At 68.8% G+C, this 15,736-nt stretch carries 14 protein-coding genes; 5 read left to right on the top strand and 9 right to left on the bottom strand.

Annotated features, from left to right (window positions below; genetic code table 11):
• Positions 1 to 28: 28 nt before the first annotated feature.
• The gene (locus ACLD0U_RS11600; RefSeq protein WP_410340695.1) at positions 29 to 700 is read right to left on the bottom strand and encodes a response regulator; all 672 of its coding nucleotides are present in this window, start codon (positions 698 to 700) and stop codon (positions 29 to 31) included.
• Positions 697 to 1,827 carry a sensor histidine kinase gene (locus ACLD0U_RS11595; protein ID WP_410340694.1) on the bottom strand — a complete coding sequence of 377 codons (1,131 nt, stop codon included), beginning with the start codon at positions 1,825 to 1,827 and terminating at the stop codon, positions 697 to 699. The genes ACLD0U_RS11600 and ACLD0U_RS11595 overlap by 4 nt, the downstream gene beginning before the upstream one ends.
• A gap of 175 nt (positions 1,828 to 2,002) precedes the next feature.
• On the opposite strand from ACLD0U_RS11595, the gene ACLD0U_RS11590 reads away from it, so the two are divergent.
• The 5 genes from ACLD0U_RS11590 (at position 2,003) to ACLD0U_RS11570 (ending at position 7,679) form a co-directional block, all read left to right on the top strand.
• The gene (locus ACLD0U_RS11590; RefSeq protein ID WP_410340693.1) at positions 2,003 to 2,695 is read left to right on the top strand and encodes an ABC transporter ATP-binding protein; all 693 of its coding nucleotides are present in this window, start codon (positions 2,003 to 2,005) and stop codon (positions 2,693 to 2,695) included.
• On the top strand, positions 2,692 to 3,990 hold the full coding sequence (locus ACLD0U_RS11585; RefSeq protein ID WP_410340692.1) for an ABC transporter permease: 1,299 nt from the start codon (positions 2,692 to 2,694) through the stop codon (positions 3,988 to 3,990). The genes ACLD0U_RS11590 and ACLD0U_RS11585 overlap by 4 nt, the downstream gene beginning before the upstream one ends.
• Before the next feature lie 98 nt (positions 3,991 to 4,088).
• A complete protein-coding gene (locus ACLD0U_RS11580; RefSeq protein WP_410340691.1) occupies positions 4,089 to 5,477 on the top strand; it encodes an FAD-dependent oxidoreductase in 1,389 nt (462 codons plus the stop codon).
• A gap of 10 nt (positions 5,478 to 5,487) precedes the next feature.
• Positions 5,488 to 6,765, top strand: coding sequence for a cation:proton antiporter (locus tag ACLD0U_RS11575; protein WP_410340690.1), 1,278 nt, complete (start codon positions 5,488 to 5,490; stop codon positions 6,763 to 6,765).
• Complete coding sequence (locus ACLD0U_RS11570; RefSeq protein WP_410340689.1) at positions 6,762 to 7,679, top strand: phosphotransferase; 918 nt, start codon at positions 6,762 to 6,764, stop codon at positions 7,677 to 7,679. The genes ACLD0U_RS11575 and ACLD0U_RS11570 overlap by 4 nt, the downstream gene beginning before the upstream one ends.
• Here ACLD0U_RS11570 and ACLD0U_RS11565 read toward each other — a convergent pair.
• The 7 genes from ACLD0U_RS11565 to ACLD0U_RS11535 form a co-directional block, all read right to left on the bottom strand.
• A complete protein-coding gene (locus ACLD0U_RS11565) occupies positions 7,639 to 8,316 on the bottom strand; it encodes a GntR family transcriptional regulator (RefSeq protein ID WP_274367636.1) in 678 nt (225 codons plus the stop codon). The two genes, ACLD0U_RS11570 and ACLD0U_RS11565, sit on opposite strands and share 41 nt — an antisense overlap.
• A gap of 69 nt (positions 8,317 to 8,385) precedes the next feature.
• Positions 8,386 to 9,291, bottom strand: coding sequence for a dihydrodipicolinate synthase family protein (locus ACLD0U_RS11560; RefSeq protein WP_179409976.1), 906 nt, complete (start codon positions 9,289 to 9,291; stop codon positions 8,386 to 8,388).
• A 54-nt stretch (positions 9,292 to 9,345) separates the two neighbouring features.
• Positions 9,346 to 10,833, bottom strand: coding sequence for an aminopeptidase P family protein (locus ACLD0U_RS11555; protein ID WP_410340688.1), 1,488 nt, complete (start codon positions 10,831 to 10,833; stop codon positions 9,346 to 9,348).
• A 1-nt stretch (position 10,834) separates the two neighbouring features.
• Complete coding sequence (locus ACLD0U_RS11550; protein WP_410340687.1) at positions 10,835 to 12,154, bottom strand: alpha/beta fold hydrolase; 1,320 nt, start codon at positions 12,152 to 12,154, stop codon at positions 10,835 to 10,837.
• On the bottom strand, positions 12,144 to 13,109 hold the full coding sequence (locus ACLD0U_RS11545; protein WP_179409978.1) for an ABC transporter permease: 966 nt from the start codon (positions 13,107 to 13,109) through the stop codon (positions 12,144 to 12,146). The genes ACLD0U_RS11550 and ACLD0U_RS11545 overlap by 11 nt, the downstream gene beginning before the upstream one ends.
• A complete protein-coding gene (locus ACLD0U_RS11540) occupies positions 13,106 to 14,065 on the bottom strand; it encodes an ABC transporter permease (protein WP_410340686.1) in 960 nt (319 codons plus the stop codon). The genes ACLD0U_RS11545 and ACLD0U_RS11540 overlap by 4 nt, the downstream gene beginning before the upstream one ends.
• Positions 14,062 to 15,714, bottom strand: coding sequence for an ABC transporter ATP-binding protein (locus ACLD0U_RS11535; RefSeq protein WP_410340685.1), 1,653 nt, complete (start codon positions 15,712 to 15,714; stop codon positions 14,062 to 14,064). The genes ACLD0U_RS11540 and ACLD0U_RS11535 overlap by 4 nt, the downstream gene beginning before the upstream one ends.
• Positions 15,715 to 15,736 lie beyond the last annotated feature (22 nt).

The following is a 15,736-nucleotide window of genomic DNA, read 5'->3' as shown; positions in this document are numbered from 1 at the left end:
CGCCGTCAGTACCGCGGCGTTGCTGCGTCTACCGCGCTCGGGCGCGCACGACACCGTTCTCGTACGCCCACACGACGACCTGGGCGCGATCGTGCGCGCCGAGCTTTGCCATGATGCGGTTCACATGCGTCTTGGCGGTGTGCGGCGAGATCACCAGATCGGCGGCGATCTCGGCGTTCGACATGCCGCGAGCGACCAGTCGCAGGATCTCGTGCTCGCGCGGTGTGAGCGGCTCATCGAGCACCTGCTGCTCGCCGGGTTCGTGAGTGACGGGCCCGGCGAGGTAGCGCGAGATCAGGCTGCGGGTGGCGGCTGGTGACAGCAGCGCCTCGCCAGCATGGACGGTGCGCACCGCGTCGGCGATCTCGTCGGGGTCGGCGCCCTTGCCGAGAAAGCCGCTCGCTCCGGCTCGGAGTGCGGCGGCGACGTTCTCCTCGTCCTCGAACGTGGTGAGCATGAGCACCCGCGTCGAGCACAAGTCGGGCTCGGCGCAGATGGCACTGGTCGCGGCGATGCCGTCGACACCGGGCATCCGCACGTCCATCAGCACCACGTCGGGACGCATGCTGCGTGCCATCCTGATCGCGGTGCCGCCCTCGGCGGCCTCACCGACCACATCGAGGTCGGTCGCCGCCCCGAGGATCTGCGCCACCGCGCCGCGGATCAACGGCTGGTCGTCCACCACGAGCACCCGGATCATGCGCGCACCTGCGCAGCCAGCGGAACGCGCACACTCAACGCGTGCTCGTCGCCAACCCGATCGGCCTCGAGCATCCCGCCTGCCTCCTCCACGCGCTCGCGCATGCCGAGCAGGCCGTAGCTCGCGCCCACGGAGGTGTGTGTCGGGGCTGTGCGGCCCGCCCGGTTCCGCACCTCGACGCGCACCTGCTCAGGAGTGACCGTGATGCCCAGCCGCGCGTCGCCATCGCCGTGCTTCATCGCGTTCGTGAGCCCCTCCTGCGCCACCCGGTACGCCAGCACGTCGACCGGTGCGGGCAACGCCGCGACATCACCGTCAACGCGCACGTCGACCTCGAGACCCGCCGTGGCGAAGTCGCCGACGAGCTCATCGAGCGATGCCAGTCCGACGACCGTCTGCTCGCGCAGCGAGCCGAGCAGGGCGCCGATGTCGGTCAGCACGGCCCGCGAAGCGGAACGGATCGTCGACAGTGCCTCCTGTGCGGCCTGAGGATTGCTCTCCAGCGTGCTGCTGGCCACGCCGGCGCTCAGGCTCATCACCGAGATGCGGTGCGCCACCGAATCGTGCAGGTCCCGCGCGATGCGCAGTCGGTCCTCGGCGACGGCACGCGCGGCCTCGGCCTCTCGGGTCTGCTCCGCCCGCAGGGCCCGCAGCCTGAGCTCGTCGGTGTATGCGCGCCTCGTGCGCGCGGCATCCGCCAGCGCCGTCGCGATGCCGCACACCAGGCCGGACTGTGCCAGTGCCGCACCGAACGAGACATCCTGGCCCACCGATACGGCGACGGCGAGCACGACTGCGCAGCCGGCCGTCAGCATCCATCCGCGCCATCGCGGCACCACCGACGCCGTCGAGAACAGGGCGAACGCGGGAGCGACGATCGTCCCCGCGCCGGAGGGCGGAAGCAGAGTCGCCACGACGCTGCACACGATCACCGCGGCGAGCACGGTGCGCGGATAGCGTCGGCGCACGAACATCAGTGCCGCGGGCGCACTCGTCGCTACGACCCAGGCGGGGCTGATCTCGCCCGGGCGGAAGGCGACGACCGCTGCGTTGAACGCCACGATCAGCGCGGATGCAACGACATCGTGCACCCAGGCGGGCACGCGCAGTCCTGGTTCGCGGGTCACACTCACCATTCCAGCATGCCGGTCCTGGCCGCGGCGCTCATGCCCCCAACGCGGCATTCCCGCCTACTGCGATCGTGGTACACCGATGCCCGCGTTCGGGCGATGTGCGCTTCGGCGGCCGCGGCGAGGGTGGAATACGTCGGCGAAACCGCCGACGCGATACCGAGGAGCAGCAATGACGACACCCGTCCTGTCCGTGCGAGACGTGCGAAAGACGTACGGCCGCGGACCCACCCGTTTCGAGGCGCTGAAGGGCGTCTCGCTCGACATCGCCGAGGGGGAGAGCGTCGCCCTCGTCGGCAAGAGCGGCTCGGGCAAGTCGACGCTCACGCACATTCTCGCGCTCATGGATGCCCCCACCGAGGGAACCGTGATGCTCGACGGTGCGGATGCCGGACGCATGAGCGCGCGTCAGCTGAACCGGGCACGCAACCGGCTCTTCGGATTCGTGTTCCAGCAGTTCTTCCTCACGCCCAAGCAGTCCGTGCTCGACAACGTCACGATGCCGCTGAAGATCGCGGGTGTGCCGGCGCGGGAGCGCGCGCAGCGCGGCATGGAGGTGCTGCGGCAGGTGCAGCTGGCCGACAAGGCGCGCAACCGGGCCGTCGATCTTTCGGGCGGCCAGAAGCAGCGGGTGGCGATCGCGAGGGCGCTGGTCAACCGGCCGCGCATCCTGCTGGCCGACGAGCCCACCGGCAACCTCGACTCGCGTACGGGGCGGGTGGTCGAAGACATCCTGTTCGGACTCAACCGCGAGCACGGCATCACCCTCGTCGTCGTCACGCACGATGACGAACTGGCCGCACGGTGCGGCCGACAGATCCAGATCCACGACGGCGCGATCGTCACTCCGGAGGTCACCCGATGAGAATCAACGACACGATCGGCACGGCGATCGGCAATACGTTCCGTTCGAAGACCCGCACCCTGCTCACGGTGCTCGCCATCTTCGTCGGAGCCTTCACCCTCACCCTGACCAGCGCGCTCGGCGCGGGCATCAACGGCGACATCACCGAGACGGTCGATAGGTTCGGCGTGCGCGATGTGATGAGCGCGTACAAGGAGCAGAACGCGGCCCCGTCGGACGAGCCGCAGGAGTACGAGCCCGCCGACCGGGCGGGTGCAGACGGACGTGGTGCGCAGGTGGCCGCGAGCTACCTGACGCAGGACGACCTCGACGATATCGCTGACATCGAGGGCGTCGAGTCGGTCGAGCCCACGCTGTCGACCACCGTCGACTCCATCGCGCGCGATGGCGGGACGCCGTACTCGATCATGGCCGTGCAGCTCGTGCCCGGCCAGAACCTGCAGCTCGACGAGGGTGAGACCCCCGCGTACGAGTCCGGCCGCGCCGAGGTCGCCATCCCGGCCGCGTTCGTCGACGCCCTCGGCTTCGACGACGCGTCGAGTGCGGTGGGTGAGATGCTCACGCTCGGAGTGTCGGATGCCGATGGTGACCCGCATGCCTTCGACGCCCGCATCACGGGTGTCATCGGCGACGGGTTCGCGATGGGCATGCCGACCAACGTGCTCTCACTCAACCGCTCGGCGGCGGTGACGATCTCGGCGCTGAACCAGCTGGGTATGGCCGATGAACTCACCGACCTGTACACGAACGCGTTCGTGCACTTCGATGCCGCGGCGACGGATGCCGAGATCGAGGCACTGCAGGATCGCCTGGCAGACGCGGGCTTCGCGTCGTCGACCGTACAGCAGCAGCTGGGCATGATCACCTCAGTGGTCGACGGCATCGTGTTCGTGCTGAACGCCTTCGCCATCATCGCGCTGCTCGCCGCCGCCTTCGGCATCGTCAACACGCTGTACATGTCGGTGCAGGAGCGCACCCGTGAGATCGGTCTGATGAAGGCGATCGGGTTGGGCTCCGGTCACGTGTTCGGCCTGTTCTCGATCGAGGCGGTGTTCATCGGGCTGCTGGGCAGCACGATCGGCGTGCTGCTCGCCGTGCTCGCAGCGCTCGGCGTGAGTGCGGGAATGGCCGGGTCGTTCCTGGCCGACTTCGATGGGCTGCAGCTGTTCCGCTTCGAGCCGGTCGCCATCGCGGCGACCGTGGCGACGATCCTGCTGCTGGCGTTCCTCGCCGGAACGCTTCCCGCGGTCCGCGCCGCGCGGCAGGATCCGGTGACGTCGTTGCGGTACGAATGACGACACGCCGATGCTATTAGGTTAGCCTTGCCTAATTAGAGCGTTCATGGGGTGGTGGGTGCGATGCGCCCACCACCCTTTCACCTGAGGAGACAGCTATGCGCGTCGCAGTGATCGGAGCCGGCCCGGCCGGCATCTATGCCGCCAACATCCTGACCGCCGAGCACGACGGCGCCAGCGTCGACGTCTTCGACCGGTTGCCCGCCCCCTACGGGCTCGTGCGCTACGGAGTCGCCCCCGATCACCCGCGCATCAAGGAGATCATCCGCGCGCTGTCGCTCATTCTGGCCAAACCCGGCATCCGCTTCGTCGGCAACGTCGAGTACGGGCGCGACATCACCCTGGATGAGCTGCGGATGTTCTACGACGCCGTCATCTTCGCCACGGGTGCCGCGGCCGACCGTTCGCTCGACATCCCCGGCATCCACCTGCCCGGCAGCTTCGGCGCCGCCGATTTCGTCTCGTGGTACGACGGGCATCCCGACGTGGCGCGGGACTGGCCGCTGGATGCCCGGCAGGTCGCCGTCATCGGGGCGGGGAACGTCGCGCTCGACGTGGCGCGGATGCTCGCCAAGACCGCGCATGAGCAGCTCGTCACAGAGATCCCCGACAACGTCTATGCGGGGCTCGCGGCCAACCGCGGCACGGACATCCATGTCTTCGCGCGCCGTGGTCCCGCGCAGTTGAAGTTCACTCCGCTCGAACTGCGCGAGCTCGCGCACTCGCCGACCGTCGACGTCGTCGTGCACCCGGAGGGCTTCGAGATCGACGAGTCCGGCGAGCGTGCCGCCCAGCAGAACCGTCAGACCAAACAGGTGCTCAACACGCTCATGCAGTGGCTGGGCGAGCCTGCGGGCGACAAGCCGCATCGCATCCACCTTCACTTCTGCGAAGCGCCGGTGGCGATACTCGGCGACGAGCGGGTCGAGGGGCTGCGCACGGCGCGCACCGAGCTGCGCGCCGACGGCACGGCGCACCTGACCGAACAGCACACTGACTGGCCGGTGCAGGCGGTCTACCGCGCCGTCGGGTACCTGTCATCGGCAGTGCCGGAAGTGCCCTTCGACGCCGAGGCCGGGGTGATCCCGAATCGTGCGGGGCGCGTCGTCGGTGACGACGGTGCTGTCGTGCCGGCCACCTATGTCACCGGCTGGATCAAGCGCGGCCCGGTGGGGTTGATCGGTCACACCAAGTCCGACGCGGCCGAGACGATCGCCAACCTGCTCGCCGACCGTGACCGGCTCACCCCCGCGCCCTCGCCCAACCCGGATGCCGTGCTGGCCTTCCTCTCGGGCAAGGGCATCGTGCACACCGACGGCGCCGGGTGGGCCCGACTCGACGCACACGAACGCACGCTCGGTGATCAGGCGCAGCGCGCGCGGATCAAGGTCGTCGAACGCGACGAGATGGTGCGCATCGCGCGAGCCGAGCACAGAGCCGCGGTGTCACCCCCACTGGTGCTGGCCGAGCCACCGGGACTCCGCTAACGTCCGAAGCATGACCGCCGTGCTCACCGTGCTGCTCGCCCTCGGCGTGTGGAGTGCGCTGTCGGGACGCCTGCAGCGTGCGGGCGTCACCGCGGCGCTGTTCCTCGCCGTCGTCGGCGTGCTCGCCGCCGTCGTGCTGCCCGAGGCGTTCGACTTCGACATCGAGCCCTCCGTCGCCGAGCGCATCGCCGAGGTGGCGCTCGTGCTGCTGCTGTTCAGCGACGCGATGCGCATCGACTTGCGGGCCCTGCGCCGACAGGTGATGTGGCCCAGTCGGCTGCTGCTCATCGGCCTGCCGCTGACGATTGCGGCGGGCATCGGTGTGGGGCTGCTCGTGTTTCCCGATATCGCCGTGATCTCGGTGATCCTGATCGCCGTCATGCTGGCGCCGACCGATGCCGCGCTCGGGCAGCGGGTCGTCGAAGACCAGGCCGTGCCTCCGCGCGTGCGCCAGGCCCTCGACGTCGAGAGCGGACTGAACGACGGCATCGTGGTGCCGCTGTTCCTCGTTGCGCTGTCGATCGCGAACGCCGAGCTCGAGGCGAGCATCCCGTCTGCCGTGGCGGCGAACGTCGCCGCTCAGATCGGGTGGGGTCTCGTCGCCGGGGTGGTCGCGGGCGTCGCCGGCGGGATGCTGTTCCGCCTGGCCGAATCGAAGGGATGGTTCGATGGGCGCTGGCGCCTGATCTTTCCGCTCATCGCCGCTCTGAGCGCGCTCGCGGTCGCCGAGATACTCGGCGGCAGCGGCTTCATCGCCGCGTTCGTCGGCGGACTCGCGTTCGGCCGTGCGGCCGGCCCATCGCGCACGCACGCCGGCGTGTTCACCGAGAGCGCCGGCGACCTGCTCGCCGCGGTGACGTGGGTGATCTTCGGTGCCGTGGCCGTCACGCTGGCGGTGCCGTTGATCACATGGCAGGTGCTGTTGTACGCCGTGCTGAGCCTGACCCTGGTGCGGATGCTGCCGGTCGCGCTGGCCTTGAGCGGCCGCCGCGTGGGAGCGCCGACGGTCGCCTTCATCGGCTGGTTCGGTCCGCGGGGACTGGCATCGCTGGTGTTCCTGCTCATCGCGATCGGTGAGGGGGTGCCCGGCGGCGACGTCGTCGTCCCCACGATCGTCACGACCGTGGCGCTCAGCATTCTATTGCACGCGCTCACGTCGGTCCCGTTGATCGGCCGCTATCACCGGTGGGCGCAGTCGCGGGCATCCGCCGACCCGCTCGCGGCCGAGGCCGTGCCGACGGACGTACCGCGCCGACGGCACGAGTCCCGTGGTTCGATAGCGGGATGACCGTTGACGCACGCACCCTCGTCCAGCGCCTCTGTGGCCCGCACGCACGCATCGAGCGCACCTTCGAGGGGTTCTACGCGAAGGTGCACGTCGTTGAGCTGGGCGACGGTTCACGACGGGTCGTGAAGTGCTTCCACCGCCGTGGCATCGCCGAAGGCGAGGCACGAGCGCTCGCGCGGCTCGCGTCGGCGACACCCAGCGGGGTCGCGGTGCCGCGGGTGCTGCAGGTGGAACTGGGCGGTGAGTCCGAGACGATCGTGCAGACATACGTGGACGGCACCGCGGTCGCCGACGTCGAGATCGAGGCGTCGGATGCCCGTGACGCGCTCGCCGAGCAGATCATCGACCTCGTCGAGGCCTGGTCCGCTCACCGGGGAGAGGCGTTCGACGACAGGCAGGGGCGTGCGCATGAGCGGTTCGCCGACAGCTTCCGCGCCGACGTCGCCGTGCTGTCGGCGTGGCTGGGCACCGCCGGGGGAGAGGAGATCGCCGCGGACGTGCGGGAAGGTTTGTACGCCACGGTGACGCTGATCGACGACCTCCTCGCCCCGCTCGAGGGCGATCCGCCCGTGTTCGTCCACGACGACTGCCACGCGGGCAACTTCCTCGTCGACGACGACGGAGCGCTGTGTGGTGTCATCGACCCCGGCGCGGCGCGGTTCAGCCACCGCGAGATGGACCTGTTCCACCTCGCCGACGCGGCCCCGCAGCTCGAACTGTGGAACCGCGCGGCGGCGCGGCATCCGCTCCCCGCGGGTGGTGAGGCGCGACGACTGCTGTTCAGCCTGTGGGACGACGTCTCGCACGCGCGCCTCGCCGGATGGCGCGACGACGACTGGTTCCGCCGCAAGCTCGACGCCTTCGACGGCGCGCTCAGGACTCCGACTCGTCGCGGCCTGCCCACCAGCCGATGACGTGGCCGATGTGGCGATGCATGACAGCCTCTGCCTGTTCACCGTCACCGGCTTCGAGAAGATCGAGCAGCTCGTGGTGCTCGGCCGCCGAGATCGACAGCTCTTCCGTCGCCAGCATGCCGGCCAGGCCGGGCAGACGCGTCTCTTTGCGCAGCTGCGAGATCAGGCTCGTCAGCCGTGGGTTGTCGCTGTGCGCATTGACCGCTTCGTGGAAGGCGCGATCGGCTTCGAGATAGCTCGTGAGGTCGCCCTGCGCGGCGCCGGCGACGATGGCATCGGCCGTCTCGCGCAGCTCGGCGAATGCCTGGGTGGGGATCTCGCCGGCGAGTTGACGCATCAGCGGCGGCTCGAGCAGGCGGCGCACCGCGACGATGTTGGCGACGTCCTCGTCGCGAACCGTGGTGACACGGAACCCCTTGTTGCGCACGGCCTCGACGAAGCCGAGCTTCTCGAGGTTGAGCATCGCCTCGCGCACCGGAGTCGCCGACACGTTGAACCGTGCGGCCAGCGCCGGGGCCGAGAACAGCTCACCGGCGGGCATCTCTCCCGAGCGGATGGCGGCCTCGAGGGCGACTTCCACGCGCTCTCTGAGATTCTGCACCGGCGGGAGCGGGGTGACGACGGAGAACTGCGACATGTGTTTGGCCGATCAGAGAGACGTAGGCAGTGCCATTTGGTATGGCACTGCCTACGAAACTAGCACCGGTCAGGCGCCGTAGCCCTTTGCGGCAGCCTCTTCGGTGTCGGCGATGATTCGATCGGCGACGTCCTTCGGCAGGGGCAGGCGCGGCGGACGGCTGGGGCCGCCGTACAGGCCCAGAACGTCCATCGACAGCTTGATCGACTCGACGAACTCGGTCTTCGTGTCCCAGCGCAGCAGCTTGTGCAGGTCGCGGTAGATCACCTTCGCCCGCTCCAGATCGCGGACATCGCCCGAGGTGGAGAGGCGGTACAGCTCGACCGTCGCGCGCGGGATGGCGTTCGGGTACCCCGCGACCCACCCCACGGCGCCGGCGATGCCGACTTCGAGCACGCTGTCGTCGGTGCCGATCAGGATGTCGATGCTCGGTGCGAGCTCCTTGATCTCGTAGATGCGGCGCGGATCACCGGTGAACTCCTTGACGCCCACCATGTGGCCCGCCGCGTGAATCTCGGCGATCAGGTCGGGTACGAGGTCGACCTTGGTGTCGATCGGGTTGTTGTACCCGACGATCGGGAGCCCGGCCGCGGCCACCGTCGCGTAGTGGTGCTTGACCTGTTCGCGGTTGGCCCGGTACGTGTTCGGGGGCAGCAGCATGACGCAGTCGGCGCCGGCCTCGGCCGCCTGCTCGGCCCAGTGCGCGGACTGCAGAGCGCCGTAGGCTCCGACTCCCGCCATCACCGAGAAGCCCTCCGGTGCGGCATCGACCGCCGTGCGGATGACCTGCGCGCGCTCCTGCTCGCTCAGGTTCTGGTACTCGCCGAGAGAGCCGTTGGGAGCGATGCCGTCGCAGCCGTTGTCGGCCAGGAACCGCACGTGCTCTGCGAACCGGTCGTAGTCGACGGAGAGATCCTCGGTGAACGGGAGTGCCGACGCGACGATCACGCCGTGCCAGGGAGCCTTCTGAGACATCCTTGTTCCTTTCCGGCAGGGGCGGCACCTGCGCCGCCTATGCCATGTAACATACTACAGGACGGAATCCATCCAGTGCTCCAGTCCCGCCGCATCGAACGGCAAAGCGGCACTGAGCACCTCGTGGCCCTCGGGAGTCACGACGACATCGTCCTCGATGCGGACCCCGATGCCGCGAAGCTCGGGCGGTACAGTCTCATCCCAGGCGTGGAAGTACAGCCCCGGTTCGACGGTCAGTGCCATCCCCGGCCGCATCCGCGCTTCGAAGTACTGCGCGTACGACGCGGCGCCGCAATCGTGCACGTCGAGCCCGAGGTGATGCCCGACCCCGCACACGATGTACCGCCGATGGTGCTGCCCCTCGGGGTGCAACGCCTCATCGACCGAGACCGGGAGCATGCCCCAGTCATGCAATCCCTGCGCCAGCACTTCCATGCAGGCCGTGTGGAAATCACGCCAGTCCCGACCCGGTGCCACGGCGGCGAGCCCAGCCCGGTGAGAGCGTTCCACGAGGTCGTGCACCTCGCGCTGCGCCGTGCTGAAGCGGCCGCTCGCGGGGATCGTGCGCGTCACATCCGCGGTGTACCCGCTGCGGTTCTCCACTCCCATATCCAGCAGCAGCAGGGCATCCGGATCGACGTGGCCGTCCGCGCGGACCCAGTGCAGGATCGGGGCGTTCGCCCCCGATCCGACGATCGACGCGTACCCCGGCGCCTGACCGACCGTCCGCGCATGCCGGTCGAAGGTGCCCTGCAGCCAGCGCTCGCCGCCGGACTCAACGGCGCGCGGGATCTCCCGTCGCACAGCGGCGAATCCATCGATCGTGTGTGTCACCGCTGAGCGCAGTTCGGCCAGCTCCCAGGCATCCTTCTCGATGCGCAGTTCGGCCAGAGTGCGTGCGAGCAGCGGTGAGCGGTGGCGGCCGCCCAGACGCGCGCCGGTGCCGGCGCCGACGACGGCGTGACCCGCGATCAGTGCGTCGGTGGGGACGCTCAGCTCGTCGATCGTACGCACCTTCAGATCGAGAGCGGATGCCAGCTCTGCCGCACCCGGAAGTGGGCCGACCCACAACTCGCCATGCGCAGCATCCGCGTGGAACGCCGCAGCGCCCGGACGGGCCGGGGGAGTGATGTACAGCGTCGCATCGTGACCGCCCGCGGCGGGCGTCATCACCAGAACGCCATCCTGGACCGCGAATCCGGTCAGCCAGAGGAAGTCGCTGTGTGCCCGGAACTCGAAGAAGTTGTCGTGCACCCGCGCCTGGGCGCGTCCGGCCAGCACGACCAGCGACTGCCCGGGCATCGCGTGCGACAGCCGCTCGCGGTGCCGGCGGGCGGCGTCGGCCGCGCCGGGCTCGACCCGCGCCGTGCGGTCGGCGTCACCCCAGCCGGTGCGCATCCACTCGGCGAAGCCAGGAGTCTTCGCCAGAGACGGCATGCGAGGGTCGGTCGTGGCCGAGCGCGGATTGGGGATGCTCCCCTCCCAGTCCACGACATGGACGGTGTCGTCGTAGCGGGCGCCGTGAGCGTGCGTGCCGGTCAATTCATCCCTCCTGATCGTCGGTCGAGCGTGTGCGCGCCGTGCCCCCGAGTCGTCGCTCGAGTGCGGTGAAGAGACGGTCGGCAACGCCGGCGCGCGCGATGCCGTCGTGTTCGTGCTCGTTGGTCACCCAGGCGTGCAGACCGCCCACGTGTGCTGCCGTGTCGAGCGAGAGTCCGGCATCGACGTACATGTCGTCGAAGTAGACGACTGCTTCGACGGGCACCTCGTTCGCACCCAGACGCGCGTGGTCGTACAGCTCGATGGGCCACTCCCGCGTCACGAGTTCTTCGACGCCCGCGCGGAACCCGCGCAGCGCTCTGATCTCGTCGAACATCCACGGAAAGACCATCTCCCCCGTGAACAGCAGCGGGCGGGCTGTATCCGAGAACTCTTCGTGCTTCTCGCGCTCGGCCTGAGCCGCCCACGCGGTGGGGCCAGTGCCGTAGATACTCTCCTGCAGCGCGATGAACAGCGGGTTCGTCGCGAACGCCGTCGCCGGACCGACCGTGGCGAGGAACGTGTCACTCAACCGCGTCTCGGCGCGATCGGCGAACGCTTCGTCGAACAGCCAGTGCACCCGGTCGGGCCCCGGGGCCATGCCGAAGTCGAAGCCCAGCGTCTGCAAGCGTCGCACGGTGAGCCGGTCACCGTCGGGCAGCAGCACCTCGTCGTCGGCCAGCAGGTCGGCCACACGCCCGATGCGATCGACCAGGTGCGGTGCGCGCTCGCGGAACAGCCGGTTCTTGCCCGCCACGCGCGGGAACGTGCGACGGTAGACCTCGGCGGCGTCCGGATGCAGCGAGGGCAGCCCGCCCGCCACGGCCGAGGCGACGATCGCCTGCGGTGCCGTCGACAGGTAGTGCAGGGTGAGAAAGCCGCCGTAGCTCTGCCCGATCGTCCACCATTGCCGACCCTCGTAGTGGGTGGCGCGCAGCGCCTCGAAGTCGCGCACGATGGCATCCGCCCGATGCAACGAGAGCCGTCGAGCCGCCTCGCCGGCCGGCATGCTCGCGAACTGCGCACCCGACAGCGGCGTCGAGCGCCCCGTGCCGCGCTGATCGGGCATGATCAGCCGGAATCGCGAGAGCGCAGCATCCATCCAGGCATCGCGGCCCAGCGGGCGCGTGCCTTTGCCGCCCGGCCCGCCCTGCAGATGCAGCAGCAACGGCAGGTCGTCGTTCCGACGCTCGGCCGCGACGAACTCGCGGGCGAAGATCTCGATCGTCTCGCCGTCGGGATCGTTCCAGTCGAGCGGGACGGTCGTCCACACGTCGCGGGCGACGATGTCGTCGCCGATGAAGTACCAGGCGTCAGTGTGCACGAGTTCTCACCCGGGAGTCGAGCAGCGCGTAGAACAGGTCGACCACGAGGTTCGACACCGCCACGAAGACGCCGCCCAGCAGCACGATGGCGATCACCACAGGACGGTCCTGCATCGAGACGCTCGAGATCGCGAGCGCTCCCACACCCTGCAGACCGAAGACCTGCTCGATGACGATCACGCCACCGAGCATGAGGCCGATGTCGATCCCCAGCTGCGTCACCAGCGGCGGCATCGCGCTGCGGAACGCGTGCACATAGATCACGCGGCGTTCCGTGAGGCCCTTCGCGCGCGCGGTGCGCACGTAGTCCTCGCCGAGCACATCGAGCATCTGCCCGCGGGTCAGCCGCGCGTAGACGGCCGCCGTCACGAGCGCCAGCGTCAGCCACGGGAGCATCAGATGCCAGGCCCACTGCAGCGGGTCGGTCGTGAAGGGCACGTAGCCGGACGGGGGGAACAGCGTGATCCCGAAGCGAGTGGGCAGGAAGTACAGCGTGTACAGCGCGAGCATGCCGAGCACGAATGTCGGAAAGCTGATGCCGACGAGCGCGAACGCCTGTCCGAGCCGGTCTCGCACGCTGCCGGGGCGCTTGGCCGAGGCGAGACCGATCGGGATGCCGATCGCGAGCCAGACCACGACCCCGCCGAACACCAGCGACATCGTCACCGGAATGCGGGACATCACCAGCTCGGCCACCGGCAGGCTCGAGCGGTACGAGTACCCGAGATCGCCCTGCAGCAGGCTGCCGAGGAAGATCAGATACTGCTCCCAGATCGGCTTGTCGAGCCCGAGGTTCACTCGGATCTGCGCCATCAGCTCTTCGGTGGCCTTGTCGCCGGCGATGATGCGGGCCGGGTCGGACGGCGTGACGTAGAAGAGCACGAAGACGAAGATGCTCAGCAGGAACAGCACCAGCAGGCCGAAGCCGATGCGCGAGAGGATGTAGCGGATCATGCCCGGGCTCCCTTCGTCGATGACGGGTCGAGCGCGTCGCGCAGACCGTCGCCCAGCAGGTTGAACGTGAGGGTGAGAGTCAGCAGGGCCAGTCCGGGGACGAGCACCATCCAGGGTGCGACCATGTACATGGACCCGTTCGCGGCATCCGCGAGCATGTTGCCCCAGCTGGGGGTCGGCGGCACGATTCCCAGACCCAGGAACGACAGCGTCGCCTCGAACACGATCGCCGCGGGGATCATCAGGGTCGTGTACACGACGATCGGGACCACCAGGTTCGGCAGCACGTCGCGGAACATCGTCGCCACGCCGGACTGACCCATTGAGCGGGCCGTCTCGATGAACTCCCGCTCACGCAGCGCGAGCACCTGACCCCGGATGACGCGGGCGAGTCCTGCCCAGCTGAAGAACACGATTACGGCGATCGAGAGTTGAAGACTCGGACCGAGCACCGAGACCGTCGCGATCGCGACCAGCAGGAACGGCACGCTCATCACGAGGTCGATCAGGCGGCTGAGCACGGTGTCGACGACACCGCCGGCGAAGCCCGCCGTCATGCCGACGAGGATGCCGATGGCCGATGCGGCGAGTGAGGCGGCCACGCCGACGAGAAGTGACACCTGCGCGCCGTAGGCGAGCCGCACCAGCACGTCGCGACCGAGCTGGTCGGTGCCCAGGAGGAACTCGCCATTCGGGGCCACCGGCATGCCGGAGGGAGACAACCCGGTCTCGCGGAACTGCTCGGTCGGTCCGTGTCCGGTCCACTGCGCGATCAACGGCGCGAGGAGGGCGAAGAGCACGATCAGCACGATCACAACCGCCGAGGCGATGCTCGCGGGGTCGCGACGCAGGCGCCTCATGGTCAGCTGCCATGAGTTCTTGGCCTCATTGGCGGCCTGCTCGGCGCCGCGGGACGGCACGAGCAGAGTCAGTGTCTCTTTGGAGAAGACGCTCATGCGCTGACCTCCTGCAACGTCGTACCCTGTCCGCTCGTACCCACGGCTTCGAGGAACGATGCGGCGAGCAGCTTCTTGGTGAAGGGTTCGCGCGGTGTGCCGTAGATGGTGTCGGCGTCGTCGAGTTCAATGATCCGCCCGTTCTCCATCACGGCGATGCGGTCGCACATGTGTCGGACGACGGCGAGGTCGTGCGAGATGAACAGGTAGGTCAGGCCCAGGTCGCGCTGCAGGTCGTCGAGCAGTTGCAGGACCTGAGCTTGAACGGTCACGTCGAGCGCTGAGACGGGCTCGTCGAGGATCACGAGGTCGGGGTTCAGGGCGATGGCCCGCGCGATGCCGATGCGCTGCCGTTGGCCGCCGGAGAACTGTGCGGGAAAACGGTTGTAGTGGGCCGGGTCGAGACCGACCTGCTCGAGCAGTTCGAGCACGCGCTCCCGGCGCTGACGGGCGTTGCCGACGCGGTGGATCCGCAGAGGGTCCTCGACGATCGAACCGATCCGGCGTTTGGGGTTCAGAGATGAGAACGGGTCCTGGAAAACCACCTGCACGCGCTGGCGCAGCCTGCGCCAGTCGGCTCCGCGTACCTCGGCGAGGTCCCTGCCGTCGAAGCGCACCGTCCCCTCCGAGGGGCGCACAAGGCCGGCGATGGTGCGGGCGAGCGTGGTCTTGCCGCATCCGCTCTCACCGACCAGCCCGAGGGTCTCGCCACGGCGCACGTCGAGGCTGATGCGGTCCAGGACCGTCCGCTCCGCGCCCCGTCGCTGCGCGAACGACAGGCTCACCTCGGAGACCTGCGCGATCGGTGCCGGGTCATCGGCCGGCGCATCGGTCGCCGCGGCCGTGCGACCGAGCGGTGCCTGTCGCTCGCTCTGCGTGAACGACGACGACTCGATGAGCGAGATCGTGTACTGCTCACGGGGTGTGCGCAGCACCTGCGCGCTGCGGCCGAGCTCGACCTGCTCGCCGTGGTACATGACCATCACGCGGTCGGCGACGCTCGCCATCACACCCAGATCGTGGCTGATCATGAGCACCGTCGCCCCGAAGTCGTCCTTCATCTCGCCCAGCAGCTGCAGGATCTGCGCCTGCACCGTCGAGTCGAGCGCCGTGGTCGGCTCATCGGCGATGATGAGCTTCGGATCCAGCGACAGGCTCATTGCGATCATGACGCGCTGGCGCATACCGCCCGAGAACTGGTGGGGATACGCGTCGAAGCGCGAGGCGGCGTCGGCGATGTGCACTTTCCGGAGCAGCTCGATCGCCCGCGCCTTCGCGGCCTGCCTCGAGACCTTCTCGTGGGCCCGGATCTGCTCGACGATCTGCCAGCCGACCGTGTACTGCGGATGCAGGCTGGAGAGCGGGTCCTGGAAGATCATGCTGATCTCCTTGCCCCGCAGGCGGCGCAACCGCTCGGAGGGCAGCGTCAGCAGATCGTCGCCTTGAAATCGGACGCTCCCCGTGGTGACGGCTTTCGGGATCAGTCCCATCACTGACTGCACCAGCACCGACTTGCCCGACCCGGACTCGCCGACGATGCCGAAGAACTCGCCCTCGGCGACGTCGAACGACACGTCTTTGACGGCGTGCACGGTGCCGTTCTCGGTCGGGATGTCGACGTGCAGCCCGGACACTTCCAGAATCGACATGCGATCCTCCTCAGAATGCGGC

The organism is Microbacterium sp. 2216-1 (assembly GCF_046507855.1).
Taxonomy (GTDB): Bacteria; Actinomycetota; Actinomycetes; order Actinomycetales; family Microbacteriaceae; genus Microbacterium; species Microbacterium esteraromaticum_C.
Note: the sequence above shows the minus strand (reverse complement) of the source record. Positions and strands in the feature narration are given on the sequence as shown.

Coding starts and splice junctions, on each gene's coding strand:
- ACLD0U_RS11600 (WP_410340695.1), bottom strand. CDS start 700: ATGATCCGGGTGCTCGTGGTGGACGACCAGCCGTTGATCCGCGGCGCG.
- ACLD0U_RS11590 (WP_410340693.1), top strand. CDS start 2,003: ATGACGACACCCGTCCTGTCCGTGCGAGACGTGCGAAAGACGTACGGC.
- ACLD0U_RS11585 (WP_410340692.1), top strand. CDS start 2,692: ATGAGAATCAACGACACGATCGGCACGGCGATCGGCAATACGTTCCGT.
- ACLD0U_RS11580 (WP_410340691.1), top strand. CDS start 4,089: ATGCGCGTCGCAGTGATCGGAGCCGGCCCGGCCGGCATCTATGCCGCC.
- ACLD0U_RS11575 (WP_410340690.1), top strand. CDS start 5,488: ATGACCGCCGTGCTCACCGTGCTGCTCGCCCTCGGCGTGTGGAGTGCG.
- ACLD0U_RS11570 (WP_410340689.1), top strand. CDS start 6,762: ATGACCGTTGACGCACGCACCCTCGTCCAGCGCCTCTGTGGCCCGCAC.
- ACLD0U_RS11565 (WP_274367636.1), bottom strand. CDS start 8,316: ATGTCGCAGTTCTCCGTCGTCACCCCGCTCCCGCCGGTGCAGAATCTC.
- ACLD0U_RS11560 (WP_179409976.1), bottom strand. CDS start 9,291: ATGTCTCAGAAGGCTCCCTGGCACGGCGTGATCGTCGCGTCGGCACTC.
- ACLD0U_RS11545 (WP_179409978.1), bottom strand. CDS start 13,109: ATGATCCGCTACATCCTCTCGCGCATCGGCTTCGGCCTGCTGGTGCTG.
- ACLD0U_RS11540 (WP_410340686.1), bottom strand. CDS start 14,065: ATGAGCGTCTTCTCCAAAGAGACACTGACTCTGCTCGTGCCGTCCCGC.
- ACLD0U_RS11535 (WP_410340685.1), bottom strand. CDS start 15,714: ATGTCGATTCTGGAAGTGTCCGGGCTGCACGTCGACATCCCGACCGAG.